Origin of the sequence: Nocardia sp. NPDC004860, assembly GCF_040609015.1 — a bacterium.
Classification (GTDB): domain Bacteria; phylum Actinomycetota; class Actinomycetes; order Mycobacteriales; family Mycobacteriaceae; genus Nocardia.
Genome location: NZ_JBEXJI010000017.1, coordinates 153,737 through 179,434 on the forward strand (window position 1 = coordinate 153,737; position 25,698 = coordinate 179,434).

Annotated in this window: 20 protein-coding genes; all 20 read right to left on the minus strand. The window is 62.1% G+C overall.

Going from position 1 to position 25,698, the window contains the following annotated elements; genetic code table 11:
* Window positions 1–32: 32 nt before the first annotated feature.
* The 20 genes from ABZV44_RS27715 to ABZV44_RS27810 all read right to left on the minus strand — a co-directional run bounded on the left by ABZV44_RS27715 (window position 33) and on the right by ABZV44_RS27810 (window position 25,687).
* Entirely contained in the window at window positions 33–653 is a 621-nt protein-coding gene (locus tag ABZV44_RS27715) for an ATP/GTP-binding protein (protein ID WP_354842153.1), read from the minus strand.
* On the minus strand, window positions 634–1,011 hold the full coding sequence (locus ABZV44_RS27720) for a DUF742 domain-containing protein (protein WP_354842156.1): 378 nt from the start codon (window positions 1,009–1,011) through the stop codon (window positions 634–636). The genes ABZV44_RS27715 and ABZV44_RS27720 overlap by 20 nt, the downstream gene beginning before the upstream one ends.
* On the minus strand, window positions 1,008–1,430 hold the full coding sequence (locus ABZV44_RS27725; protein ID WP_354842158.1) for a roadblock/LC7 domain-containing protein: 423 nt from the start codon (window positions 1,428–1,430) through the stop codon (window positions 1,008–1,010). The genes ABZV44_RS27720 and ABZV44_RS27725 overlap by 4 nt, the downstream gene beginning before the upstream one ends.
* Window positions 1,427–3,934 carry a nitrate- and nitrite sensing domain-containing protein gene (locus ABZV44_RS27730; protein WP_354842161.1) on the minus strand — a complete coding sequence of 836 codons (2,508 nt, stop codon included), beginning with the start codon at window positions 3,932–3,934 and terminating at the stop codon, window positions 1,427–1,429. The genes ABZV44_RS27725 and ABZV44_RS27730 overlap by 4 nt, the downstream gene beginning before the upstream one ends.
* Window positions 3,931–4,266, minus strand: a complete 336-nt coding sequence (locus ABZV44_RS27735; RefSeq protein WP_354842164.1) for a hypothetical protein — start codon at window positions 4,264–4,266, stop codon at window positions 3,931–3,933. The genes ABZV44_RS27730 and ABZV44_RS27735 overlap by 4 nt, the downstream gene beginning before the upstream one ends.
* Window positions 4,267–4,387: 121 nt before the next feature.
* The gene (gene fdhD / locus ABZV44_RS27740) at window positions 4,388–5,209 is read right to left on the minus strand and encodes a formate dehydrogenase accessory sulfurtransferase FdhD (RefSeq protein WP_354842167.1); all 822 of its coding nucleotides are present in this window, start codon (window positions 5,207–5,209) and stop codon (window positions 4,388–4,390) included.
* Complete coding sequence (locus ABZV44_RS27745) at window positions 5,209–7,527, minus strand: FdhF/YdeP family oxidoreductase (RefSeq protein WP_354842169.1); 2,319 nt, start codon at window positions 7,525–7,527, stop codon at window positions 5,209–5,211. The genes fdhD and ABZV44_RS27745 overlap by 1 nt, the downstream gene beginning before the upstream one ends.
* A gap of 65 nt (window positions 7,528–7,592) precedes the next feature.
* On the minus strand, window positions 7,593–8,642 hold the full coding sequence (locus ABZV44_RS27750) for a porin PorA family protein (RefSeq protein WP_354842172.1): 1,050 nt from the start codon (window positions 8,640–8,642) through the stop codon (window positions 7,593–7,595).
* 30 nt (window positions 8,643–8,672) lie between these two features.
* Window positions 8,673–9,509 (minus strand): dihydropteroate synthase, encoded by an 837-nt coding sequence (gene folP / locus ABZV44_RS27755; RefSeq protein ID WP_354842175.1) that lies wholly within the window; start codon window positions 9,507–9,509, stop codon window positions 8,673–8,675.
* 1,340 nt (window positions 9,510–10,849) lie between these two features.
* The gene (locus ABZV44_RS27760) at window positions 10,850–11,647 is read right to left on the minus strand and encodes a fumarylacetoacetate hydrolase family protein (protein ID WP_354842178.1); all 798 of its coding nucleotides are present in this window, start codon (window positions 11,645–11,647) and stop codon (window positions 10,850–10,852) included.
* A 151-nt stretch (window positions 11,648–11,798) separates the two neighbouring features.
* Entirely contained in the window at window positions 11,799–12,851 is a 1,053-nt protein-coding gene (locus tag ABZV44_RS27765; protein ID WP_354842181.1) for an aminoglycoside phosphotransferase family protein, read from the minus strand.
* Window positions 12,848–14,176: a phosphopyruvate hydratase gene (gene eno, locus ABZV44_RS27770; protein ID WP_354842183.1), complete on the minus strand. Its 1,329-nt coding sequence runs from the start codon at window positions 14,174–14,176 to the stop codon at window positions 12,848–12,850. Before eno ends, ABZV44_RS27765 begins: the two co-directional genes overlap by 4 nt.
* 4 nt (window positions 14,177–14,180) lie before the next feature.
* Window positions 14,181–15,146 carry a C-terminal binding protein gene (locus ABZV44_RS27775; RefSeq protein ID WP_354842186.1) on the minus strand — a complete coding sequence of 322 codons (966 nt, stop codon included), beginning with the start codon at window positions 15,144–15,146 and terminating at the stop codon, window positions 14,181–14,183.
* Window positions 15,147–15,203: 57 nt separating this feature from the next.
* Window positions 15,204–15,905, minus strand: coding sequence for an alpha/beta fold hydrolase (locus ABZV44_RS27780; RefSeq protein ID WP_354842189.1), 702 nt, complete (start codon window positions 15,903–15,905; stop codon window positions 15,204–15,206).
* Window positions 15,906–16,006: 101 nt separating this feature from the next.
* Window positions 16,007–17,038 (minus strand): VOC family protein, encoded by a 1,032-nt coding sequence (locus tag ABZV44_RS27785; RefSeq protein WP_354842192.1) that lies wholly within the window; start codon window positions 17,036–17,038, stop codon window positions 16,007–16,009.
* 52 nt (window positions 17,039–17,090) lie between these two features.
* Complete coding sequence (locus tag ABZV44_RS27790) at window positions 17,091–18,080, minus strand: fumarylacetoacetate hydrolase family protein (protein WP_354842195.1); 990 nt, start codon at window positions 18,078–18,080, stop codon at window positions 17,091–17,093.
* Window positions 18,081–18,229: 149 nt separating this feature from the next.
* A complete protein-coding gene (locus tag ABZV44_RS27795) occupies window positions 18,230–19,558 on the minus strand; it encodes a hypothetical protein (RefSeq protein WP_354842197.1) in 1,329 nt (442 codons plus the stop codon).
* Between the two features lie 298 nt (window positions 19,559–19,856).
* Entirely contained in the window at window positions 19,857–22,790 is a 2,934-nt protein-coding gene (locus ABZV44_RS27800; protein ID WP_354842199.1) for an AAA family ATPase, read from the minus strand.
* 217 nt (window positions 22,791–23,007) lie between these two features.
* A complete protein-coding gene (locus ABZV44_RS27805; RefSeq protein ID WP_354842202.1) occupies window positions 23,008–23,931 on the minus strand; it encodes a 2-hydroxyacid dehydrogenase in 924 nt (307 codons plus the stop codon).
* 541 nt (window positions 23,932–24,472) lie between these two features.
* Complete coding sequence (locus tag ABZV44_RS27810) at window positions 24,473–25,687, minus strand: acetyl-CoA C-acetyltransferase (RefSeq protein WP_354842205.1); 1,215 nt, start codon at window positions 25,685–25,687, stop codon at window positions 24,473–24,475.
* Window positions 25,688–25,698 lie beyond the last annotated feature (11 nt).

A 25,698-nucleotide genomic window follows, 5' to 3' on the forward strand; every position in this document is an offset into this window, starting at 1 on the left:
TCAGTGTCGCGTTTTGTAAAACTCAGGCACGGTTAGCGGCTCCCAAGAGGTACATCGCGCGTTCCATCGCTTTCGAATCGTGTGATCAGGAATTGGGCCAAGGTGAGGAGCAAATCCTTCGCGGAGTCGCGGCGCCGTACGTCACACAGCAGAATCGGGACGACAGCGTCGAGGTCGAGCGCTGCGCGTACTTCTTCCGCGCTGTAAATCGGGCCGCCGTCGAAGCAATTGACGCCGACAACGAAAGGGAGTGCGCGGCGTTCGAAGTAGTCGACGGCAGCGAAGGAGATGTCGAGGCGCCGCGGGTCCGCGAGGATGACTGCGCCGAGTGCTCCGCGCGAGAGCTCGTCCCACAGGAACCAGAAGCGGTCCTGGCCTGGGGTACCGAACAGATACACGACCAGCTCCTGGTTGATGGTGATGCGCCCGAAGTCCAACGCGACGGTTGTCGTGGTCTTGCGGTCGATACCGGTGAGGTCGTCGACGGCGGAGCCGGCGTCGGTGAGCAGTTCTTCTGTGCGCAATGGGGGGACCTCGCTGATGGATGAAACCATCGTTGTCTTCCCGACACCGAATCCCCCCGCGATGAGGATCTTCACCGATCTCGGCGGCAGCGGTGTATCGGTTGTCGAGTCAGAGTTGTCGAATGCCATTCAGTACCGCCTGCAGTAGATCCGGGTCGTGGGAAGCATCGGTCTGTGGCGCGGCCGGTGGGCGATAGGTGAGATACCCATCGTCGATCAGATCACAGATCAGAATTTTGGTGACAATCAGCGGAAGGTGCAGTTGCGCTGCGACTTCGGCGACCGACAACGCTCGCGCGCACATGCGCACGATGCTGGCGTGCTCCGGCTCCATCCGGGTGACACCGCCATCGTGGCGCACCGTCATGATGAGCGTGATCATGTCGAGGTCGTAGCGCACTCCTGCGCTGCGGCCGCCCGAGACGGCGTACGGGCGGATCAGCGGTCCGGCGTCGTCTTCGAACCAGGACTCGCGGGCGGGGGTCATGGTCGTGAATCGATGCGGCTGCGCTCGCCGTGCCGCGCCGTTGCTGACAGGTAGGTACCTACGCGTTGGATGGTTTGATTCATCTCGTAGGCAACCATTCCCATGTTCGCGGATTCGTCCGCCCATAGCGCCAGACAGGCGTTGGGCCCGCCCGAGGTCACGAACATCACCGCCTCATCGAGTTCGATGACCGCTTGGCGAACACCGCCGCCGGAGAACCGGCCGCCGGCGCTGCGGGCCAAGCCGTGCAAGGCCGAGGACATGGCGCAGAAAAGTTCGGCATCGGCTTGTGCCATCGTGCTGCAGCGTGCGATCAGCAGCCCGTCGGTCGACAGCAGCACCGCGTTGCGCACCCCCGGCAGACGTTGCACGAGTTCGTCGAGAAGCCAGTCGAGGTCAGCGGAAGCGGGCGTTGTCATGATGGTCTGTCCTCATCGTCGGTGGCGGTGTCAGGGTGGATGTGGCGGCCTTGCCGGGTGCCGTTGGCGATTGCCGACATCAGATCTCGTGCCTGCTCCGCTGAGCGGGTCCCAGCTGTGTTCCCCTTGGGCACCTCGATCACGCTGGGAGACTCGGCCAGTTGCGGGGCAAGGCTTTCCTGGCGGCGGCGCCGTGGCAGCGGAGGTCGATCGTCGGGCACTACCTGCGGTCGACCACCGAACGTGGGCTGAATCGGTGGCTGTGTCTCCGCGGGTTCTTCCCACACGTCGAAGATCGGCGTCTCGGCACCGACCGGAATCTCTGCAGGAGGCGTTGGAAAGTCGCGGTAAGACTTCGCAGTCGAGATCATCTCGCCCCCTTCCTCAACAGCCGAGACCCGATTTGCCGGTGTGTGAACAGCCGAGGTGGTCATGCTGGAATTGGCATCGTTCAGCGACGCTGATCGAGCCTCATCGGCGAACCCTTGCCCAGGTTCGCCGACCAGAAGCTTCGCCGGTATGAGGACTACCGCTTTGATCCCGCCATAATCGGACTCGGCCAAGCGCACCTTGATCCCATTCCGAGACGCGAGCACTGACACCACGATCAGTCCCAGGCGCGAGTCGCTCGACAATTGCATCAGGCCGAAGTCCGGGCTGTTGCTGAGCAGCGCATTGATACGAACTAGTTCACCTTCAGGCATTCCGAGCCCCTGGTCGATGATCTCGACCACCGCTCCTTTGCCGACCAGGTTTCCGGATGCCTCGACTCGAGAGGCCGGCGGCGAGAAGGAAGTGGCGTTGTCGATCAGTTCAGCGAGCAGGTGGATGACGTCGGCCACCACACTTCCGTTGATTCGCACTTCCGGTAGCCGGGTGGCTTGCACGCGTGAGTAGTCCTGCGTCTCGGAGATAGCGGCGCGCACGATGTCGCGCAGTGGGACCGGATTGCGCCATTGCCGACCGGGGCGCTCACCGCCCAGAATGATGAGGTTCTCCGCGTTCCGTCGTTCGCGGGTCGCCAGGTGATCGAGCTGGAACAACAGGCTCATCAGCGCGGGGTCTTCTTCACGGGCCTCGGCAGCGTCCAGAACTTCGAGTTGCCGGTGGGCCATCAACTGGCTGCGGTGCGCCAAGTTGAGAAAGACCGCGTTGACCGCCTCCCTGGTCTTGGCTTCGGTCACCGCAGCCGAAACCGCTGTCCGCCGCGCAGTGTCGAACGCGTTTGCTACCTGCCCGATTTCATCGTGACCGAATTCCAGTGTGGGCAGCGCCGAACCTACATCGACACGTTCACCGGAACGGATGCGCGCCATAATCGCCGGTAGTTGCTCATCGGCCAGCGCGAGAGTCTCCAGACGCAGCCGCTTGAGCCGCCGAGTGAGACGGTTCGCGAGCCACAGAGTGACCAGAAAGGCCGCAATCGTGACCAGCAATGCGATTCCACCGCCGAGGATCGCGGTATGTGTGGTGTCATCGGCGATGTCGGCCGCCCGCCGCTGCACCTGCTCGTAGTACATGCGCCACAGCGTCCGTAGCCCGTCGACAGCTTCCTCCGAATGCTGTTGTAAGACAGTCTGATCCATCGCCGACTGGGACTCTCGATCACTTCGGGACGTCGGAAGGTTCTTGGTCGAATCCTCCTCGCGCGGTGCGCCACGATTGATCAGGGCGTCTTCGAAGACGGTCAACTGCTGCCACGCCGGGTCTGCGGTGAGTTTTGAGATCTGCTCACGCAGCCGCGGGTCGTCGCCGTGGCCGAGTGTGTCGATCTCCGCGTGGTACGCCCCTACCCGGCTGACGAACTCGCGCAAGGAACGACTGTCGAGTCCTTCATCGGTCGCCACAGCGGCGGCCAGCGCATGCGCCGCCGACATGGCATCGGCCGCGCGGAACAACGCCGCAGTGTTTGCGGTGGCCACAGCGCTGCCGATGTCCGGGGCGTGTCGCACCATGATGTCGATGGCGGCCGCCCCGATACCTGTTAGCCGACTATAGGTCTGATACACCTCGTCTACGTTGGAATTGCCGGCGTCGACCCGGGCACGCAATTCGCTCAATTGACGGACTTCGCTGCCGAACCCGGCACCGAACCCTTCGAAAGTACCGGGAATAACTAAGCTCAGTGCCGCTACCGCTTCGACCAGCGACCGACCGGCAGTGTCCACCCGCTCGCGCTGGGTTCTCAACGCCGTTTCATTGAAAGGCCGGTGAGCGATTCGGAGCATCGTCTGCCGACGCTCTTGCAGGATCGCATCGTTGAAGTCGACAGCGTGCGGAGCCGACTGCAGGATCACGTCAGCCCATTGCCGATCTTGACGGGCCTGACCGATCAGATGGCTCATGACACCGGTAACAGCAGCGGCGAGTACGACACTGGGAATCAGCGCGATCGCAAGAATGCGGGCACGGACACTGCCGAATCGGATCGACCCGATCCTGCGAGGTCGGCCACTAGGTTCGCCGCCATTCGGCGAATCGGCCCACCGGGAACGAGCCTTCATCGGGCATACCCTTCAGCCCGGTGGTCGGGAACCAGGCGACCGGCGGCCACCAGCTCCTGAAACGCGGCCTGTTTGCGGTTGCAGGTATCGACTCGGCACCGCCGATGCGCCTGCATCACCGTGTGCGCTTGATCCAGGGTCAGCGGTGCGGCGGGGGGTTCATCGCAGTGGCCGATGAGCCGCCACGGATCGGCGGCTCGATCGGTGCCGCCCGGCACGTCCGGATCCGGAGATAGTTCGCCGCGCGGATACCGTGCGTCGGGGCGCGTCACGGCCAGTCCAGCGATGTAGACACCGATGAGCATGAGATAAACAGTGATCAAAAGATCCATGGCAGTTCCGTAGGGCGGAGGTCAGGGTGTGAAGTCGCCGCTAGCCGGTCCGCCAGCAGTAACCGGTTACGCAGTGGTGCCGGCCGCGCGGGTCTCGGTGATAGGCCAAGGGTCATCGCCGTCACCGGACCCGGGTGGCGTGGGTGTAGACGTTCATGGTGTGGCCGCGCAGGAAACCAATCAGGGTGAGTCCGGTCTCTTCGGCAAGTTCGATCGCCAGGGAAGTGGGTGCCGAGACCGCAGCGAGAATCGGGATGCCCGCCATGACGGCCTTTTGTGCCAGTTCGAAGGAGACGCGGCCGCTGACAAGCATGATGGTGCCGCGCAGCGGGACTCGGTGGTGTTCGGCGCTCCAGCCGATGAGTTTGTCGGTGGCGTTGTGTCTGCCGACGTCTTCTCGGAGGGCGAGCAGTTCACCGGTGGTGGTGAACAGCCCCGCGGCGTGCAAACCACCGGTGGTCGAGAAGACCTTTTGTGCAGCCGCCAGTGTGTCAGGCAGCGCTGACAATGTGTGGCGCGCGACCGAGGCGGTGTCGGTGGCAGGCGAGTGCCGGGTGCGTTGCCGGATAGCGTCGAGGGCAGCTTTGCCGCAGATCCCACATGAGGAAGTGGTGTAGAAGTTGCGTTCGACCGTGACTTGTGGCGGCGCGACGTGGGCTGCCAACTCGACGCTGAGCACGTTGTAGGTATTGCGGCCCTCAGTATCGCGACTGTCGCAGTAACGGATCGCGGCGATGTCGTTGCGGTCGGTGATAAGGCCCTCGGTGAGCAGAAACCCTTGCGCAAGTTCGATATCGGCACCGGGTGTACGCATGGTGACCGCCATCGGCTTGCCGTTGATCCGGATCTCCAGGGGTTCTTCAACGACGACGGTGTCAGGTCTGACGATCTCGTGGCCCCCGCTGTGGCGGCTGATCCGGACGCGTGTGGTGACCCTGCCCATCACGAAATTCCTTCGGTAGTGCGCGAAACCACACGGATGGTCACGGCTTTGGAGACCGGTGTATTCGATTGAGCCGCCACATGGTCCAGTGGCACTAGCGGATTCGTTTCCGGGTAGTAAGCGGCGGCATTCCCGCTCGGAGTCGGATAGGGCACGATCCGGAAATCCTGCACACGCCGCTCTTCGACAGCCCCGTCAGGCAGGGGCCATTCGGACACGAGGTCGACACGCTCGCCGGCCGACAACCGCATCGAGTCCAGGTCCTTCGGGTTGATCAACAGAACCCGGCGACCGCCCTTGATACCGCGGTAGCGGTCGTCGAGGCCGTAGATGGTGGTGTTGTACTGGTCGTGCGACCGCAGCGTCTGCAGGATCAGCCGCCCGGGCGGTACCGGAAGCCAGGTGAGCGGATTGACCGTGAAATTGGCTTTACCGGAGGTGGTTTCGAAACGTCGTTCGTCGCGCGGTGGGTGTGGCAGGACGAACCCGTCGGGTTGGCGAACCTTCTTGTTGAAGTGTTCGAACCCGGCCACGACGTGGGCAATGGCGTCACGGATGCGGTCGTAGTCGTCGGCGAACTCTCCCCACGGCACGGGATGATCAGGCCCGAAGAGTGCCTGCGCGAGACCACACACAATCGCTATCTCACTGCGCAACTGCTTGCTGGGCGGGGTGAGTGCGCCACGAGAGAGGTGCACCACCGACATCGAATCCTCAACGGTGACCTTCTGTTTGCCCGCGGCTTGGATGTCCCTGTCGGTGCGCGCGAGTGCGGGCAGGATCAATGCCGTGGCACCGTGCACGAGGTGGCTGCGGTTCAGTTTCGTCGACACTTGCACCGTCAGCACGCAATTGCGCAGCGCGGCCTCGGTGACCGCGGTGTCCGGGGTGGCGGCAACGAAATTGCCGCCCATCCCCATGAACACACTCGCATGCCCGTCACGCATCGCCCGGATCGACTCGACCACATCGAATCCATGTCTGCGCGGGCTATCAATACCGAATTCGGTGTCGAGGGCGGCCAGGAACGATTCGGGCATCTTCTCCCAGACACCCATGGTGCGGTCCCCCTGGACGTTGGAGTGACCACGCACCGGGCACACGCCAGCGCCCGGCTTCCCGATCATGCCCTGCAGCAACAGCAGATTGACCGCGTCCTTGATGGTGGCGACACCGTGGACGTGCTGGGTCAGCCCCATCGCCCAGCAGATCACAGTTCGACGGGAGGTGATCAGCGCCTGCGCGGCGTTTCGGATTTGGTCGATGCTCAGTCCCGTGGCCTCGACCGCGGTGTCCAGGTCGACCGCGCGGGCGTGGGCGGCGTAGTCGTCGAAGCCGTCAGTGCACGCGGCGATGAATTCGTGATCCAACACTGTGCCTGGCTGTGCGTCGTCGGCCTCGACCAACAGCCGACTAAGAGCTTGGAACAGCGCCTGATCGCCGCCCAGGCGGACCTGCAAGAACTCATCAGCGATCGGCACACCCGCGCCCACCACACCGTGAACCTTCTGCGGGTCCTTGAAACGCAGCAACCCTGCTTCGGGCAGTGGGTTGATCGCGATAACCTTGGCGCCGTTGGCTTTCGCTTTCTCGAGAGTCGACAGCATTCGCGGGTGATTGGTCCCCGGATTCTGGCCGACAACCAAAATGAGTTCAGCCTGTTCGATATCGGTCACCGACACCGAACCCTTACCAATACCGATCGAGTCCATCAGCGCCGCACCGGAGGATTCGTGACACATGTTCGAGCAGTCCGGCAAGTTGTTCGTGCCGAACGACCGAACCAGCAACTGATAGACGAAGGCCGCCTCGTTGCTGGTGCGCCCGGAGGTATAGAACACCGCCTCATCCGGGGAACGCAGCGCACGCAGGTGTTCGGCGATCAAGCTGAACGCCTCATCCCATCCCAGTGGCGCGTAATGAGTACTACCGGGTCGCAACACCATCGGATGAGTCAGTCGCCCCTGCTGACCGAGCCAATACTCCGTCCGGCCCAGCAATTCCTTCACCGAATGCTGCGCGAAGAACTCTGGTGTTACGACCCGGGTCGTCGCCTCCTCCGCCACCGCCTTCGCGCCGTTCTCGCAGAACTCCGCATGCTTGCGGTGTCCCGGAGTCTCGGGCCACGCGCAACCTGGGCAGTCGAACCCGTTGCGCTGGTTCAATTTCGATAGAGTGCGAACCGTCCGCACAGCGCCCATCTGCTCGATACCGCGCCGCAACGAAACCAAAACCGCCGGAATACCAGCTGCATAGGACTTCTCGGGGCTGATGATGACGTTGTTCTCATCGAACTCGTAGCGATCGGTATGCGACACTGGACTCCTACTACTTTCTCTGCTGATTCGTGGCGATCTCGAGGCGACCGCCACGAACGAAACACTCAGTTCGCCGTGGTCGTTGTGACGGATGATTGGTCGCTGTGTTCCGGCGTGTGACTTGAGTGCGGTCGACGGCGCATGACGCCGATGACCAGCAAAGCCAGACCGAGGATCGCCATCACAACGGGAACGGCGATGGCCGCAATGGTAAGAAGCCGGGACGTCGATGCCGCGGTGTCCGCGGCCTGGGCGATCGAGTCATGGGTGAGCTTGGTGTCCAGCGCCATCACCGGCATGATCGCCACCGGCTTGCCGGCGATGTCTACGTTGGCGATGATCGTCATCGCCAGAGTGCCGTTCACTGGGGTGCCCAGGGCCTTATCTGCGGCCAGCCCGAACTTGGAGGTAACCGTGTACTTCAGCGGCACCGGGTCGGGCAGCGCTTCCGCGGCAGCACCGAGTTTGGCCTGCAGGTCCGCAGGCAGCAGCGGCGCCATACCGGCGAGTTGGGCTTTCGGCAGAGTCGGTGGCAAGGCCGCCAGAATCGCCTTGTCTTGGAGGTTGCCGGCCGACTCCACGAGGTAGTCGAGAACCTCACGGCCCGCTACGGTCGAGTTACCTGTGTATTTCATGGGTACCGTGGTGCCGGTCGCGAAATCGTAGAGCTGGTAGCCGGTGTCAGGGTTCGGGGATATCGGTAACCCGATGGTGAGGCCTCGATGGGCTTCGACTTCGATGCCGGTCGGCGCGGCGGCGGCGTCCATGGTCTTGCGGTCGATGGCGTAGGTGTGGTTGGTGGGCAGCGAAATTCCGCCCGGGGCATTCACCGTGAAATCGTCGTGCACGATCGCAGTGTCGCCGTGTGTGCCGCTAACGTAAGTGTGGCGATCGAGGGTGACTGGCACGTTCGAATTGACGGCATGTGCTGCGTCACCCGCTTGCAGCGCGGCCGCGTCGAGAAGAGTGCCGGTACCTTCGTAGTGATTGGTGACGTCGAGGTCACTCGGCAATTTCGACACCGAAGGGACGACGTAGAACCGCATGACCGCAGCGGCCACCACTAGTAGTACGCCCAATGGGAGCATGATCTTGGCTGATCGGCGTATCGACATAGAAATTTCCTCCTCGTTGAGGGATTAGGGCTACCGTGCAGGGGAATTGTGACTGTAGGTTCGAATTTTCGCGCCATGGTCGGCCCAGGCGTCGGCCACCGCGATCGCTTCTCGTGTTGAGCGCACGTCGTGGACGCGCACACAGTACGCACCTGCCGAGGCGACCAGCGTCGATACTGCGCAAGTGAGTGAATCGCGTTGGCGTGCTGGAGGTTCGGTGCCGACCGCCTCGCCCATGAGCTTGCCGAGGAACGCTTTCCTGGAGGCACCGATCAAAATCGGTCGCCCTAATCGCTGCAACTCGTCCAGTGCACCGAGAATCGCCCAATTGTGTTCGGCGGTCTTTGCGAAGCCGATTCCCGGGTCAAGGATTATGCGATGCTCTGATACGCCCGCGCCGACGAGCGATTCGAGGCGAACTGCGAGCTCGCCGACCACATCCGCAACCACATCCTGGTAGGTCGCGTGTCGGTGCATCTGTGCGCTGTGCCCCCGCCAGTGCATGGCGACATAGGCGACGTTCGCGTCGGCCACAACATGTGCCATCGATGGATCGGCGAGGCCGCCGCTTACATCGTTCACAAGGAACGCACCGGCCTCGATCGCAGCAGACGCCACCCGTGCTCGCATCGTGTCAACGCTGACAACGACTCCTGCGTCCGCCAAACGCCGAACGACGGGAATGACACGCCGCAGTTCCTCCTCGACGTCAACCCGCGTTGCGCCTGGGCGCGTCGATTCCCCCCCAACGTCAACGATGTCGGCACCCTCCGATGCCAGACGCAGTCCGCGCTCGACGAGTACGTCTGTCACGAGGTGGGCGGTACCGTCCGAGAAAGAGTCCGGTGTGACGTTAAGTATCCCCATCACCAGACAGCGGCCCGGCGTCGGAAGCCGAGGTACTTCGCGGACGGCCCGCACGTCCAAGCGCTCTGATGACTGTTTTCGAGACATTGTCTGAGGCACAGATATCACCCGAATCGGTACGTCGGCACCACACGAACAGAAATTCGATGGGTGACAACTGATCTATTTGAGGACTCAAAGTAGCGCGCGATGGGTGCTGTGCGGACAGTACACATAAAAGTCCACCCGGGTGGCCCGAAAACCCCATGGGGAGCCAACTTTCGTACCGCGACGTTTCCTCGCAGTTGCGATGACCGGACAAATTGTTCTTCGTCAATAGGTTTCGTTGGGCTGTTGCCCGTGCCAGCCGCCAGTAGAAGGGCACTACTTCGGAGCCGGTTTGCCAAAAAAATGAACCATAGTGTCTGCCAGTGAGGGACCGACCCGATCGAGGGGCCCCTCCACTAGCAACGTGCGCGCGGTATCCGCGCCTACCGGTTGTCGGGCCGGTCCGCCAAAACGAAAGCGGCTGCCTGATCCTGGAATTCGGCCGATGATGGTGCCGACGTGTGGTCGAGTCCATCGATGACGACGGTGTGTGCAGCTGGTAGCACACGTGCCAGAGAATCGACGTCGTCCACGATCCGGTCGGTTACTGCCGACCACCAACAAAACTTCCGCCCACAGCTTGGCCAGAGCTTCGCGGCTGACCGGGCGGGACGGCCTTCTTATCACAGCCACCATACCCAGCGGATCGTTTCCGGAGGCAAGCGCTTCCGCCACGACCGATCGCAGTGCCTGGGGCGAATCTGGGCTCAGGCCCTCCAGCAGAGCTTTCGACACAGCCTCTCCGGCCCCCGGGCGAGACAGGTTTGCCCCGACTCCGCCGATGGCGAGCCGCCGGAATCTGCTCGGTTGCTGGGTCGCGAGTTGCAGAAGCAGGTTGCCATCCAAGAAAAACCGACGCCGTCGAGCACAGTCTCCAGCGAGCTGGTGGACAAGGAACTCGTAGTCCGCTGGATGGCGAGACACCGCCTGCTAGCCATGCCCGGGTACGTCGAGCTCCAGTATTCCGCGGCCCGCACTGCGCAGGCTCTTCTCCAGGTGTGACCCACGCCATGTCGTGGCGTAGGACCCGCCCGATAGGGTGACACCGGAGCCAACCGGATTCGCGCAGCAAACTTTGGGTCATGAATCGATAAGGTCGCCCATCGAAACCGACCTGCAGCACATTTCGACAAATACGTCGGTCCCGCATCTGCGAGATGGATCAACGACAGATTACGCCACCAATTAACTCCAGGCGTGCTCCAGTACCATCAAATCTATATCGCCGTATCTTTCCCCGCGAATCGGAATAGTCATCGGCGTTGCTCGAAGATCGTGGTCATCTCGCCGATTCCTTCGATCCGGCTGCGAACACGGTCGCCCGCGACGAGAAAACGGGGCGGGTTACTGCCGCTTCCCGTTCCGGCGGGTGTCCCCGTGAAAATGAGATCACCGGGAAGCAGGGTGACAATATTCGAGAGATATTCGATGAGAAAGGGGATCGAGAATACCAAGTCGTCGGTGTTTCCGTCCTGCATCAGGTCGTCGTTTACCCAGCACCGCAAACCGAGATCGTGAGGATCACCGATCTCGTCCCGAGTAACAACTATTGGCCCGGTCGGGGCGAACTTCGGGAAGGACTTGCCGAGACCGAACTGCGGGTAAGTGTCTGGACGGGTCTGCACATCCCGATCCGATATGTCCTGGCCAACCGTGAATCCGGCGATCGCATCCCAGGCGTCGATGGCACGGATACGGTGGCCGCCGGCTCCGACGACAACGACCAGTTCGACCTCCCAGTCGACCCGGGGTCCGCTCAGTTCGACGCGTTCGTTCGGGCCGGCCACTGCGCTCGGAAACTTGGGGAACACCATCGGCACCTCGGGTATCGGCCATCCAACGTCCAGCGCCTGCTGTCGATAATTGGTTCCGACGCCGAAGACCTGCCGGGGTGCAGGACTGGGCGGACCAACCCCACTCGACGGAAACGGCGATTCGAAGTCTTCATCGGCCAATCCAGCAGACCATTCGAGTAGTTCGGACCACCGACCATAGGCCGCACCAGGATCGGCAGGGAGCCGACCGCCGCTGACCTTACCCACATCGGCCACCCAATCCCCTCGGACAATATGGAGACGCCCAGCTATATTCGCGATGCGCATTATTTCCTTTCGTCTCGGCGAACATCGTTGGACGCCAACGGTACAAACAGCTTCATTAAAACGGCCTAGGGAATTACTGTTGCGTTCCGCGCGCAACGAATCAGAAGGAACCGTCGAACCGTCCGCTGGCAGCAAACGACTCGGCCGCGTTGCCGATAGTTGCGTCTAGGTCGCGTCCACCTCTTTGAACCAGCCGCCGCGCCACTTCTCGCGCCGTGGCGCGCTGCTCCTCATCGAGGTAGTCAACCGGTGAGAGACCATCTATGCGCGCCAAAAGGAGAGCCGGAAGCAGAAGAGCGGCACGTTCAAGCGTCACATCGGCTGGTTCCCAAGTCACCCGATCGGCGTACGCATGCACTAAGGCGTAGGCGCTATCCAGCAGCGATCGCTTCTGGTCGTCATGTGCGGCCACCAGGGTCTTGATCACCAGATGATTGACGACGAATGCCAGATCGAACGCGGGATCGCCATACCAGGCACATTCGGCATCGAGGAGCACGGGACCACGCGGGCCGATCAGTATGTTCTTGGGACTGACGTCGCCGTGCACAACAGCCAAATGCGTTTCTGTTGTCCTGTCAATGATGTCGTCGAAACGTGACCCCAGATCTTGGTGGCGCCTGGCGGTGGAAACCAGGTATGGCTCGATTCGTAGCGCATGGAAGTTGTCGTCTGCGTCGAATCGGTGCGCAAGATCCTGGCTGTTGGCGCTTGCGGAATGCAGTGTTCCAACGAGGTCGCCGACGGCCGCAGCTTCCCTCGGGTCTATCAGCCCAGCAAACAAGCGCCCTTTCCATACCGGATGGTCTTCAGGCGCAAGAAAACTCATCGCGAACATTCCCCGGTCGGCGTCGTGGGCGAGCGGCTCGGGGACATGCCCGCGTACCACGTCAGCGGCGTACTCCAGCCAGTTCCACTCCACAGTGTTGCGTGTTACCGGAGCCAACCATGTGCCCGCGACCTTCAGTTGCCGAAGGGCTCCTTTGACGCACACTGTGGTGTGCTCAAGGTCGACTTTCCACAATAACGACGACACTCCGCCCGTGAGCGGTGTCCATGTCGCATGCTCTCCGGGGGCCGCGAGCCCTTGCTCTACGAGGAAATGCCGCGCGGACTCAATTGTCGCCTCTGCCGCGGCCGCGTCGGACCTCATCGAGGCACCGCTGGAGTGCTGTAGCGGGGATAGGCCCGCATTCCAGCGAAAGGCAGCGACGCATTCTCCGAGATGCGAAGCAGCTGATTGTATTTCGACAGTCGATCCGAACACCGCAGCGAACCGATCTTGATCTGGCCGGCGTCTGTCCCGACCGCAAGGTCACTGATGAACGAGTCCTCCGTCTCCCCCGATCGAGCGGAGATCACCGGGACGTAGCCCGCGGACCGAGCTGCGTCGATCACGCCCAGGGTTCCGCTGAGAGTTCCGTTCTGATTCACCTTCACCAAAACTCCGTTTGCGGCGCCGAGGCCGATCCCGCGGGACAGTCTCTCGCGATTGGTCGTGAAGAAGTCGTCACCGATCAAGTTGGTACGGTCGCCGAGCCGACGCGTCAGCTGTCGCCATCCGTCCCAATCCTCCTCGTCGAGTGCATCTTCGATCGATGCGACTGGAAAGTCGTCGACCCACGAAGTGAAGATCTCGATCATCTCGGACGAATCCGCGTGGCGTCCTTCCCGAGCCAACTCATAGAGACCCGTTTCAGCATCCCAAAGGGAATGTGCGGCAACGTCGATCGCTATCACCACGTCCACACCGGGTATCAGTCCAGCCGTTTCTATTGATTCGATCATCAATTCCAATGCAGCACGCCCGTTTTGCAGGCCGGGGCTCAGTCCTCCTTCGTCGGCAAGCAAGGTTGTCAGCCCGCGGGCCTCCATCACGCGCGTAGCCGCGGAACGAACTCGCTCGATCATGACCAGCGCGTCCTGCATGGTGGACGCCGAGGCCGGCACTGCCAGGAAGTCTTGCACGTCCATACCGCGACCCGCGTGCAGACCACCGCTGAGAATATTGATCATTGGCATCGGCAGACTGAGCGAGGACAGGCCAGCGAGCTCTGAAATCCATTGATACAGCGGAATGTGCTGGCTGTGCGCCGCAGCTCGACACACAGCGAGTGATACGCCGAGGACCGCGTTCGCACCAAGGCTCTTCAACTGCGGTGTGCCGTCCAGTGCAATAAGGAGATCGTCGATCGCCTGCTGATCGCGCGCGTCGCTTCCGGCTATGCGCGGCGCAATAATATTGTTGACGTTGTCGACAGCTCGCCGAACTCCGAGGCCGGCGTATTCTGCACCACCGTCGCGGAGTTCCCATGCTTCGCTGGTGCCCGTGGAGGCGCCAGAGGGAACAGCCGCACGACCGAGTATCCCCTGGTCTGTCGTAATATCGACCTCGACTGTCGGACGACCGCGAGAATCCAGGACCTGGCGGGCACGGACATATGCAATTCGGCTCATCGAATCTCTTTCTCGATTCATGTGATCAGGATGGGTCGTTGCACGGGTACCGAGGGGGCTGACCAGCCAGTATCCGTACGACCTCTTCGGCAGCTTTGGTGCGAAGCTCTGCAACGGACTCGTCGGAGGAGAACGCGATGTGGGGGGTGATCACAGCGTTGGAATGTTGGAGCAAGGCAGGATGCACGAAAGGTTCGTCTTCGAGCACATCGAGTGCGACGCTTCCGATCTCCCCACTTTGGAGCGCGTCGATTAAGGCGTTGGTATCGATCAGCCCGCCTCGGCTCACATTTACAAGCAGGGCATCATCGCGCATTTCCGAAAGCTCGTCGCGACCGATCAAGTGACGGGTCTCAGAGGTGAGCGGAACGTGCAAAATGACGACGTCGGAGGTGCGAAGCAACTCGTCAAGGTCGACCCGGACAACCCGGCCGTCGGAGCGGGCTCTTGGTGCGTTGACCTGAATGCGACACCCGAATGCGGACAGCTTCCGCGCCGTAGCCTTCCCGATTCGGCCGTATCCGATGATTCCTACGGTCTTCGATCGTAGGCGCCCCAGACGTGCGGCAGCCGGATTCCATGTGCCGCAATGAACATCACGGTCGAAGGCCGAAATCTGCCGCGTCCAATCCAGTACAAGAGCGACGGCGTGGTCGGATACTTCCTCCACGCAGTAGTCCGGAACGTTGGTGACGTACGCGCCGCGTGCAGTCGCGGATTGGACGTCGATATTGTCGAGACCGACGCCCATCCTCGCCACCGCCCGTAACGCGGACGGTATGCGGATCGCAGCTGCCGATACGGGTGCCCAGCACGTCATGATCGCTATCGGGTCGTGGCGCATGACCAGCTGCTCGATTTCTTCCGCAGAAGCGGGATCCGCTGGTCCTGCAGCGAATCGGAGTCCTGCGCCTTCGATAATCTTGCGTTCGATCGAATCGTCCGGCCAGGCGCGATCGGTGAGCAGCACAACCCCTGGGTCGCTATCCATGCGTTCTTCCTCTCTGCAGATCGTGAGGTTGATCCGCTACGGGTCGGCGGCGAAATTTCATGCGCCGGACAGGAACTCGACTGCAGCGGTGCGGAACTCGACCGAGTAGGTGGTCCCGACGTGATCGATTCCTGGGATTACGAGCAGCTGCGCGTCGGGGAGCGCCTCCACGAGCGGCTCTGCCGACCCGGCCACGCCATCACATGCGCCGACCACCACGAGCACCGGGATATCGATCTGCCGAGCTTGCGCAACCGTCAACGGCGTCGAAGGACGCCGCATGCACGCGGCGAGAGCATCCAGATCGTTACCTGAAGCAAAGGCGATCGCCGCCAAATCCCTCACACGCGCGGGGACAGCAGCGGTCAAACCGATCTGAAGACAGTCCGCGACTGTCCCCACTGCCTCCGGGCGAAAGACATTTTCGCCGACGCCGGCCAGCACGATACGGCGAAATCGCTCGGGGCGTTGAGCCGCGAGAGCAAGAGCGATCTTCGCCCCCATCGAATAGGCTATGACGTCAACGACGTCGTACTCCTCGAACGCCATCGCGGTGTCCTGCACGATATTGGCGTAGTCCTCGGGATCATGAGGCGTATCGGCTGCGCCGTGCCCGAGTAGATCGATCGCGAGGGGCTCGAAACCCGCGTCTCGGAGACAACCCTCCCAGCGGAGGGGCCCCCAACTTGTCCGGACCGACCCGGCCCAGCCGTGCAGGAGGACGACCGGGACCTGCTTCACCTCCGTAGAATTGATCATCGGGGTTGAGCTCCTTCCGTGCGCCGTTGCCGCACCCGAGTTCCTTCCGCCAGGACGCGGGTGCGTCCTGGCGGAAGCCGAAATTCAGACGGTGGACCGTCTTACATGATCCGAGTCAGGTGGTCATCGGACGGAAGCGGCGTAGACGGTGCGGCGTACGGCGTCCCCGTTGTGAGGAACTCCGCGGACATCGGCTGTCCGATCCACACCAAAGCGTCATCGGCTTGCGAGAGGTTCCAGATCACCGGATCAGGGTTCGACGGATCGACGTCGAGGACCTGGTAGCCACCGGTGTAGAGCTCGATGCGGTTACCGCCGGGCTCCCGGACGTAATAGAACCAGTTCTCGCCACCCCCGTGCTTACCCAGCCCTGCCTCAGCCTTGACTCCGCGCTCAGCGAGCACCTCTGCGGCGCTGATCACGTCATGCATGCCGTCGTACCAGAATGCGATGTGATGCAGGCGCCCCTCGGTGCTGAACGGGTCCGCCGAGATCGCGATCTCGTGCAGATCGACGGTCGAGGAGACGGTGCAGATCGGCTCGAATCCGTCGGGTCCGCGCACGACGAGGGTGTTCTTCATCCCCAGCTCATCCTGCAGCCACTGCCGGGTCTCGGCGACATTCGGGACCAGGATGTTCGCGTGGTGCAGTCGGCGGGGAGTGGCACCGCTCTCGCCGGGGTACGGCGAAGGGCGGTCCATGATCCGCGAGTGCTTCACCGGTCGCTCGATCTTGTCGAAGCGTTCGACCAGCTCCCATTCCTGACCGCCCTTGGCGATGAAGCGAATTGACGCACCCTGGCCGAGTACCTCGCCGGCCTTGACGTGCTCGACGTCGATTCCCTTGGCGGTGAGTCGATCAGCGAAACCCTGCAGGTGCGATGGGTGCTCGACGCGGAACCCGAGGCGGACCAGGCCAGGCTCGGGTGCCTGGCTCAGGATCACCGAGTGGTGAGCCCACTCGCCCCAGGCCCGCAGGTAGACGTTCTGCTGGTCGCGATCGGTCTCGTAGAGACCCATCGCATTGACGAAGAAGTCGACCGAGGCTTCCAGGTCTGGCGTATTGAGGTGGACGTGGCTGAAATGAGCGAGACGCGGCGGGCCCACCACGGGTGCCTCGGATTGCTTTGTCATGAACTTCTCCTTGTAACTGGCCGACTGCATCGTCGGATGAACTGGGTGTAACTCAGGCGCGATACGCGTGCGCCTCGGCCTTTGCGATCGACTCACGCATGCTGTCCCGACCGTGCGGCTCGACCACGACCACCGGGTTGATCAGCTTTCCGATTCGCACGGAACCGACTTCGATGGTGCTGCCCTGGCCATCCTCACCGCGCAGGTCGGCCCGACGCAGCGGCCAGTCCGGATGCTGCGGGATCGATGCACACGAGACGACATCGCCGGGCTCGAGCGTGATCCAGGCGGAAATATTGGCAACCACCTCGTTGATCAGGTAGCGCTGGTCGGACATCGCCCCTTGCTGAACCACGATGCCGTTGAAACGGGTGGTGATCGGGTCGTTGACCGGGTCGTCATGAGCCCACGTGGGAACGATGTGCGGCCCCATCGGAGCGAAAGTGTCCATCCCCTTGTAACGAGCCATCGGCCGGAAGGTGAACCGTTCCTTACGACCACCGACCATCGGAACGCCGAGGTGGGCTACTTCCATCAGGCTCAGGCCAGCAGCGGTAACATCGTTGAGCATGGTGTAGCCGAAGATGTAATCCTCGATGTCGGCCACATCGACGAGCTTGGCGCGCTTGCCGATTACCGCGCAGAATTCCGCTTCGGGCTGGACCACCCCGATGCCATCCGGGATCTCGATCGTGGCGCCGGGTCCGATCACAGCGGAATTCGCTTTGATGAAGTACAGCGAGCGAGGCCAGGGCTGATCGTGTTCGGGCTCGTAGTCGATCTGTGGGTTGTTGCCCAGCGAGCAGAGAATCTTGCCCGGCTTCGGGATGGGAGCCAGCCAGTTCAGCTCGCTGTCATCGAGCGCCACGGTGGAAAGATCTTCCAACGGGCCGTCGACCACCAGCGCTCGCAACACATCGTCAGCCTGGCTGCCGCCCTCCAAGAACTCGATCATGCTCGCGAATGGTGTGTGCCCAGCATTCTCGAACAGGCGGGACAGGTCGACCGCTTTGCCCGGCAGACGATCGGTCAATACGAACACGCGGGGGCTGTCTGCACCACGCGGCACTGCGGTTCCGAGCCTTACAGGTGCCAACCCGGACTCGACGGGCGAACTCGAAGCGTCTGTCATATTCTCTCCTTTTGAGAAACTGATTGGGAATTGACCGGTTATCTGAGGGATAACCGGGGTCAGACGGTGAGAGTCGACAGCTCGCGCCGCCGCTCGTCAGCCTTGTACGGGGCGCGGGCAACTGTGGCTCTGATTTCGGTCTGCGGTTCGCCCGGGTTCCCCCACAGAACGGCGACCTCGGTTCCAGGCACGCTGAACTCGATATCGATAAAGCTGAGTGCCAGTGCACGACGGAAGAAGAAGCTGTAGCCAGGATGAGTTGAATGCCCCACTGTGCGGCCATCTTTCAGGATCTTGTCGGTCCAACAGGTCACCCATGGGGCGTGCGGCACCTCGAACAAGTGGTATGCAGGACCCTCACGGAACAGAGACGCATAGATGTCGATCATGTCGTCGCTGTTGAATTCGAGCGTCACTACCTTGCGGCGCGGGTTTGCGACTTCTTCCCCGAGCGCTGCCCGACCGACGTAGTCGTGGTCGAACTTGATGTTCTTGGTCCATCCCATCTCGACGGGACTGCGGTAAAGCTCCTCGATAGCCGCTCCGTCCCAACTGCCGGTAAACGAAGTCGCGAAGTTGTAGCGCATCGGTCCTGCGAACGGGGTCGCAGCCCATTCTTCGGGAAGATTCTCATCCATGAACCTGCGGTAATCTGCCTTGCTGTCATCCGACAACGCATTCATGAAATGAATTCCGCCCGTCGGGTAGCAGGCCTCGAGATGATTGATCTGGACCGTTCGGCGGCCAAGTCTACGGATTCCAAACTCTTGGCCTGCCGCCAAAACGGACTGATAGATGGCGGCGTGGTTCTGAATAGGCCCGTGCAACTCGAAACCGATTTCTCCGGCCATTCCCTGGCGGAGTGCGGACACCTCGAAACCGTTGACCGAGACCGCTTTCGTCGACATGAACTTGACGTCACGAAGCGTAGTTCCAGTGAGCTTCTCGAGCAGCGCCAGCGAGTTCGGCCCGGACACTTGAAGCTTGTGCGTCACCGGGAACTCCGCCTTGGCGTCGTAGCCACCGGCCTTGAGGTTGTAGTAGACCCATTGTGGCGTTCCGCACTCGTATTCGAAGTCGTCAATTCCGTGACGAATCAGAATCCCCTCGGAGATGACCTTACCGTCGTCGTTGCACTGAATGCAATGTTTAGCCTTGCCGGTCGGGAAATTATCGAGGCTGTTGACCGAAAGGTCCTTGAACAGCTTGAGAGCGTCGGGGCCTTTGATTCGGATCTGCGGTACGAACGACCAGTCGCCGATATAGCAGGCGTGCTTCCACGACAGTTGCTCGTCTTGCCAACCCGAATATTCGGGGGCGCCCATAATCGATGGGTACTCGACTGGAGCAACGCCGGTGAATGCACGAAAAGGCGTGGGATCGGTCATCCTTTTTCCTCCTACTGGCAACGGTGCCGGTGTCCGAACTCGCGTCAACCCGGGCCCGGTGTCCGATGTCACATTGACCCGGACATCGAAAACGTTAGATCGTGCCTGGCTTGTTGGGAGCCCACTCCTATGGAGGGGCTTTCAGATACCAAGGGAGGGCGATTGGGTGGCGATAGGAGGGCGAATCCGATTATTCGATCTTATTCCAGCACGCAACGGTGGTTGACGCGCCGGAGAAAACATGCGTCACTACCGCACGTGGGCGCGCGGAACAAGATCGATGTTGGATAAAGACGCCTTAGAGCTGCCGATCGGAACTCAACGCGTGAGTGAACACCTTTTTGAGCTCGTCGCGCGACCCGACATCAAGTTTGCGATAAATGTTGCGCCGGTGCCACTCGACAGTGCTCGTCGTCAGATAGAGACTCTCCGCAATGTCGCGGGTCACCAGGCCCTGGACCATCAGCGAAGCGATGCGCTGCTCGCTGGGTGTGAGCGCATCGGCGCCCTGTAGCACAACCCGCCTCGGGCGCGCGCCGCTTGCCAGCAACTCTTCGTAGGCACGCTTTTCAACCGCTGTCGCTCCCGCATGATGAGCGAGGTCGAGACACCTGCGCAGCGGGTCACGCGAGTCGACGCGACGGCCTGCACGTCGCTGAGCTGCGCCTAATTCCAAGAGAGACCGGGCAAGCTCGACGGATGCGGTGCCCGCGTCCTCGAGCACCCGCACCGACTTTTCCAGGAGCTCGATGTCCGGGCGTGGAGAAGCGATCAATGCCTTCGCCCTCAACGCCGCACCCAACGTCGATTTGAGGCCGAATTGCATGGCCAGTTCGATGTCCTTGTCGATCAACTCGCGGGCTTCGGCATCCAGCCCGCATGCGTGCGCGGCGAGGCCGGCTTGGGAACGCCACGGGACAAGCACATAGTTCGGGTTGAGGAAACCTCGAACTTCGAGCAGAGATCCGGTTTTCAGGAAGTCTTCCTTGGCGCCTTCCGGGTCGCCTTGCGCGAGTCGAAGTCGACCGCGCGCCATGTAGAACCAGATGTTGAGGGTCTCCGTCGCCCCGGTGCGCAGCTGCGTCGATGCTTCCCGCACTACCTCGGACGCTTCCTCGAGTTCGCCGCGGTCGATCAGACAATAGGCCAGGATCCCCTGCGGAGCGGGAACCGTCGACTTCCAGCCGCGGCGCATACCGGTGATCGCGGCCTGAGCATCGACCATCGCATCGTTTACATGGCCGAGTGCATACATCGCTAGCGACCGGGCGAGGGAGATCTCGGCGAAGATCAACGAGTCTCCCCGGTTACGCGCATCGGCCAGGACGCGCGCACACAAGGCTGCCGAGTCTGCAGCGAATCCACACCATGTCAGCGCCAGCGCAGTGTGGCTGATAGTCATGCCGTCGGAAGTTTCACGCCACAGCTGCACTCCATCGCCCAGAACCCTCAGAGCGCGTTCGGCGTGGTCAGCCGAGCGTGGCACCGACATCGCGTCGAACACCGTGAGATGCAGTACCAGTAGGGACTCAACCGGACTGAGCCGCTGACCTGCCGGCCACGCCACGGCGAGTTCGGCGACGCGCTCGCGCGCCTCCCGAAGTCCATCGATCAGATATGTCGCCGAGGCGGTGTAGCCAGCCTCGAATCGGAGCCCGAGGTCACGATCGAATGATGTGAATTCGTCTGCGCCGCGGCGGAATACGGTCCGCGCTTCCTCCGCCCGGCCGTACCGGAACAACGTCTGTCCCAACGCGTACATCGCCCTTGCTCGAGCATTCGGCTCGTCGGTCAGCTGCAATGCCTTCTCGAGGTGGTCCAACGAGGTCCGCTCCCCTGCGGCAGCCTCCATGATCCCGAGATCGAACAGTAGGTCGGCATCGCCTACCGGATCGGTGTCAGCCATCTCGAGTGCGCGTCGCAGGTAGCCGACTGCGGTGGCAGGGGCTCCCTTGCGACCGGCTCCGCGGGCGGCGGCATGCAGGGCATCCCGTGCCCATTTCGCTCGAGTGGGCGCGCCACGCATGATGTGCCCAGCGACCTCGTCTAGGTCGCCGTCATTTTCGCGGAGCAGCTCGGCGGCCCGCAGATGGGCCTCCGCTCGCTCATTCGGCGCGTACTTGTCGTAAACGGCTGTTCGAATCATCGGGTGATAGAACGCGAGCTGGTCGCGATCGGAGAATATCTGGGCCGAAGTCAGGCGACTGCACGCCGCCGTTGCGGCGGCGAAGTCGAGCCCGCACAGTTGCGCGGCGGTTGTGTGCGACGGGGAGGTGCCCAACACTGCCACCGCACGCGCCAAGGCGAGCGCGTCCGCGCCCATCCGTGCAAGCCTCAGCATCACGGAACGAGCCACAGATGCGGGCGCTAGATCGATGGTCAAGCTGCTGACTGCAACATGTCCCGAGTTGATCGCGGTGACCAGCTCGCCGAGTAAGAACGGGTTGCCGCGGGTGCTCGTCCAGCACTTCTCCGCGAGCCCGACCTGCTCGATGGAATCGGGGGCCAGGGCGAGAAGTAGTTCCCCTACCGCTATTTGGCTAAGTTCGCTCGGCCGGATTGTGGTGCGGGCTCCAAGTACCAACCGCGTGACCAGTTCGTTGTCCGCAGCTGGATCACTGGTCCGGACAGCCACCACCAAGGTGATCGGTAGATCATCGAGCCGCTGCGCGAGGTAGAGCAGGAACCGCAGTGACAAGTCGTCGCCCCACTGCAGATCGTCGGCGACGAGGACCACAGGCCCCTCATCGGCGAGGTTAACTACCAGCCAGTAGAGACCGTGGATGATTTGGAATTCGTCTGTGAGCGCCGGTCCGTCGGCATGGGCCGCAGGGTGAAGCAGAGGTTCAACCAATGCTGCGTGCCCACGGAACAATGCCTTGGCCTCAAGCTCCGCAGCTCGAGCAATCCGCTGTTCGAGCAGGCGCCGGACTAATCCGAAAGGGTATTCGCGCTCGAGCTCCCCACCGGAGGTCGTCAGCACCTCCGCACCTCGTTCCTCTGCGACGGCCGCGGCGGCTGCGAGGAGCCGCGATTTGCCGATGCCGCTGGGCCCCTCCACCACCACCAACTGCCCACCACCGGCACTGGTTTCGTCGATTGCGTGAGTGAGTGCGTCCAACTCCCGCTCCCGCTCGAGGAACGGAACGGCGATCTTCGGCGACGAACGACGCGCATCGGGGGCCGGAGCTTGAAGCCGAACCGGACGGCTTGATTTCGCGCTTTCAAACACTCTTGATACTCCAGAATAGGGGACGTCGTTGTCACGCCTGTTGTGAAGCGGTCCGGAGTGATTCGTGTACAGCGGACACTCGACTTCGTTGCTTTCTGTGACAAATCACAGATGGCTCGACGGAAACGGCCTCACATCAATGTCTGCACACTCATAAATAGGGGTAGCTTCAGGCCCACGACACATGCTCAGATCGAATAACAGTCACGGCGAGTAGTCAGTACCCATTACGCACCAGATTCGGTGGTGTGTCACCACGAGCGTATGCGGCGATCTGCACGGCCGCAACAGCGAAGGCGCGACGCTGAGCTCCTGGCACATTTCCTGCTACATGCGGGCTGAGAATGAGACCAGGGGCCGTCCACAAGGGATGGCCCGCTCGGAGCGGCTCCGGATCGGTGACGTCGAGCGCAGCCCGGAGCCGACCCGAAACGAGCTCGGCGACCAGTGCGTCCGTATCGACAATGGGCCCCCGGGCAGCATTAACCAACACAGCGCCGTCGGGCATCGCTGCAAGGAACTTCTCATTCACCAACCCGCGGGTCTCGTCGGTGAGCGGGGCCACCAATACGCACGCATCATGGTCCGGCAGTAGGCCGAGTACATCGCCGACCCCGTACACGCCGTCTCGCGCCGTCCGCCCGACCATCGTGGTCGCCACATCGAATGGTTTCAGTCGGCGTCGCACGTGACTGCCCACATCACCAGCGCCAACGATCAGTACCCGTTTGCCGGCGAGCTCGTCGGTAATGTGCTGATCCCAGTTGCCTCCGTCCTGCGCGCGAACGAAACCGGGCAGCTCTCGGTAGATCGCTAGCAGCGAGGCGACGACCCATTCTGACGTGGCGATTCCGTGTGCTCCGCTGCAGTCGCTCACCGCAATAGAGTCGGGCAGCCCACCTAGGGCATCCACTCCCGCGATCAGAAGCTGGACCAGTTGCAGTGCCGGGAGCTTCGATACCATCTCAGCTTCGTCACCACGGACATAGAACGGTGTCACCAAGACTTCGGCGCTCTCGGCTTCACGAGGCATCTCCGCGTCGCGGTCATAGACGACGGCATGAACACCTGGAATACCGGCCAGCGCATGGATCCCGTCTTCATGTGGAACAAGCACGACGATGTCGTCACGGCTGGTCATGAAAAACACCCCTGCGGAGCCCGTGCCGAAGATCCCGCGAATGGAACTCTCTCGGCGCTCCGGGTGACGAAGCGGGGTAACGACTCGCGTGCTGCGGAGGCCACCGACCCTCGTCCGCTGCACCCGTGGCCGACATCGCGGATCCCATGTGCAATGCGCATGCCGCTCGCCCCACTCTGAGCGACGGTTGTCGTTCCACTCGTCGCGCTGCCGAACGTCACCTCGACCACGACGATCGAGCTGCGAGAATCCAATGCTTCCCCGGCACAGACCTCGCAGGTTTCGTAGGTGCCTCTCACAGTGGGTTCCTCCACATGTGCCCGGTACGTAGCGTCCGGACGGTCCGTTCAGTCAAATGGTGTCGGACGTCACAGTAGAAGGTGAGGCCACCGTCACTCACCCGGTCGGGCGGGTGGGATTTCGACGCCCGACCCCTGGGATTTTGCGCTGCCGTGAAGCGCCGGTTGGCGGACCCTCACCAACGTTGTCGCCGTCAGTGGTGATCGACGTACCCTCGTCCATGCTGGTGCAGGTTCGGACATCAGAGACGTTCGAGAACCATTGCCATTCCCTGACCACCGCCGACACACATGGTTTCCACACCAAACTGTTTATCGTAGGTGTTCAGGTTGTTGAGCAAGGTTGCGGTGATCCGTGCACCGGTCATGCCAAAGGGGTGGCCGAGCGCAATAGCACCACCCGATACGTTGAGCTTGGCTTCGTCGATGCCGAGCTGCCAAGCAGACGCGAGTACCTGCACGGCGAAGGCCTCGTTTATCTCGAACAGATCGATGTCGGCGATGGTCAAGCCCGCCACGGTGAGCGCCTTCTTCGTTGCCTCGATCGGCCCGAGGCCCATGATCTCCGGCGACAGTGCTGACACACCGGTCGATACAATTCGTGCCAGCGCTTTCAGACCTAGTTTCTTTGCCTTGGCGTCGGACATGATTACCAGGGCCGCCGCTCCGTCGTTGAGTGGGCAGGCGTTTGCGGCGGTAACCGTGCCATCGGGGCGAAACACTGGATCAAGTTTGCTGACACGCTCGTAGGTAGTGCCAGGCCGCGGACCGTCATCCCTATCGACGACAGTGCCGTCCGGAAGGACGACCGGGGTGATCTCTCGGTCGAAGAAGCCAGTGGCCCTTGCTGCTTCCGCCCGGTTCTGACTGCGCACTGCCCAGTGGTCCTGGTCCTCGCGAGTAATACCGGTGAGCTGGGCGACGTTCTCCGCGGTCTGCCCCATTGCGATGTATGCGTCGGGTAGACCTCCCGTGATGCGCGGGTCCGCCCACTGATATCCGCCCCTAGACAGCTTTTCGGTACGAGCCTCTGCGTCGGCGTAGACCGGATTATGGGTATCGGCAAGAGAGTCCGAGGTGCCCTTTCCGAACCGCGACGCTGTCTCAACGCCAGCCGAGATGAACACCTCGCCTTCGCCAGCCTTGATCGCGTGCAGTGCCATCCGGGTGGTCTGCAGCGACGACGAGCAGTAGCGGGTGACGGTGGTGCCGGGCATGTAGTCGTAGCCGAGCTGGATCGCGACATTGCGGGCGATGTTGAAACCCTGCTCGCCCCCTGGCAAGCCACACCCGAGGATCAGGTCGTCGACATCGGCTGGATTCAGTACCGGGACGTTGTCGAGGGCTGCCTGAACCATCTGTGCAGCCAGATCATCAGGTCGCATGTCGACCAGCGATCCTTTGACTGCGCGGCCAATCGGTGAGCGCGCAATCGAGACGATTACAGCGTCGGGCATTACAGCTCCTT

Coding starts and splice junctions, on each gene's coding strand:
- ABZV44_RS27785 (WP_354842192.1), bottom strand. CDS start 17,038: ATGACAAAGCAATCCGAGGCACCCGTGGTGGGCCCGCCGCGTCTCGCT.
- ABZV44_RS27750 (WP_354842172.1), bottom strand. CDS start 8,642: ATGTCGATACGCCGATCAGCCAAGATCATGCTCCCATTGGGCGTACTA.
- ABZV44_RS27715 (WP_354842153.1), bottom strand. CDS start 653: ATGGCATTCGACAACTCTGACTCGACAACCGATACACCGCTGCCGCCG.
- ABZV44_RS27720 (WP_354842156.1), bottom strand. CDS start 1,011: ATGACCCCCGCCCGCGAGTCCTGGTTCGAAGACGACGCCGGACCGCTG.
- ABZV44_RS27735 (WP_354842164.1), bottom strand. CDS start 4,266: ATGGATCTTTTGATCACTGTTTATCTCATGCTCATCGGTGTCTACATC.
- folP (WP_354842175.1), bottom strand. CDS start 9,509: ATGGGGATACTTAACGTCACACCGGACTCTTTCTCGGACGGTACCGCC.
- ABZV44_RS27780 (WP_354842189.1), bottom strand. CDS start 15,905: ATGATCAATTCTACGGAGGTGAAGCAGGTCCCGGTCGTCCTCCTGCAC.
- fdhD (WP_354842167.1), bottom strand. CDS start 5,209: ATGGGCAGGGTCACCACACGCGTCCGGATCAGCCGCCACAGCGGGGGC.
- ABZV44_RS27765 (WP_354842181.1), bottom strand. CDS start 12,851: ATGAGGTCCGACGCGGCCGCGGCAGAGGCGACAATTGAGTCCGCGCGG.
- ABZV44_RS27795 (WP_354842197.1), bottom strand. CDS start 19,558: ATGACCGATCCCACGCCTTTTCGTGCATTCACCGGCGTTGCTCCAGTC.
- ABZV44_RS27810 (WP_354842205.1), bottom strand. CDS start 25,687: ATGCCCGACGCTGTAATCGTCTCGATTGCGCGCTCACCGATTGGCCGC.
- ABZV44_RS27730 (WP_354842161.1), bottom strand. CDS start 3,934: ATGAAGGCTCGTTCCCGGTGGGCCGATTCGCCGAATGGCGGCGAACCT.
- ABZV44_RS27725 (WP_354842158.1), bottom strand. CDS start 1,430: ATGACAACGCCCGCTTCCGCTGACCTCGACTGGCTTCTCGACGAACTC.
- ABZV44_RS27775 (WP_354842186.1), bottom strand. CDS start 15,146: ATGGATAGCGACCCAGGGGTTGTGCTGCTCACCGATCGCGCCTGGCCG.
- ABZV44_RS27805 (WP_354842202.1), bottom strand. CDS start 23,931: ATGACCAGCCGTGACGACATCGTCGTGCTTGTTCCACATGAAGACGGG.
- eno (WP_354842183.1), bottom strand. CDS start 14,176: ATGAATCGAGAAAGAGATTCGATGAGCCGAATTGCATATGTCCGTGCC.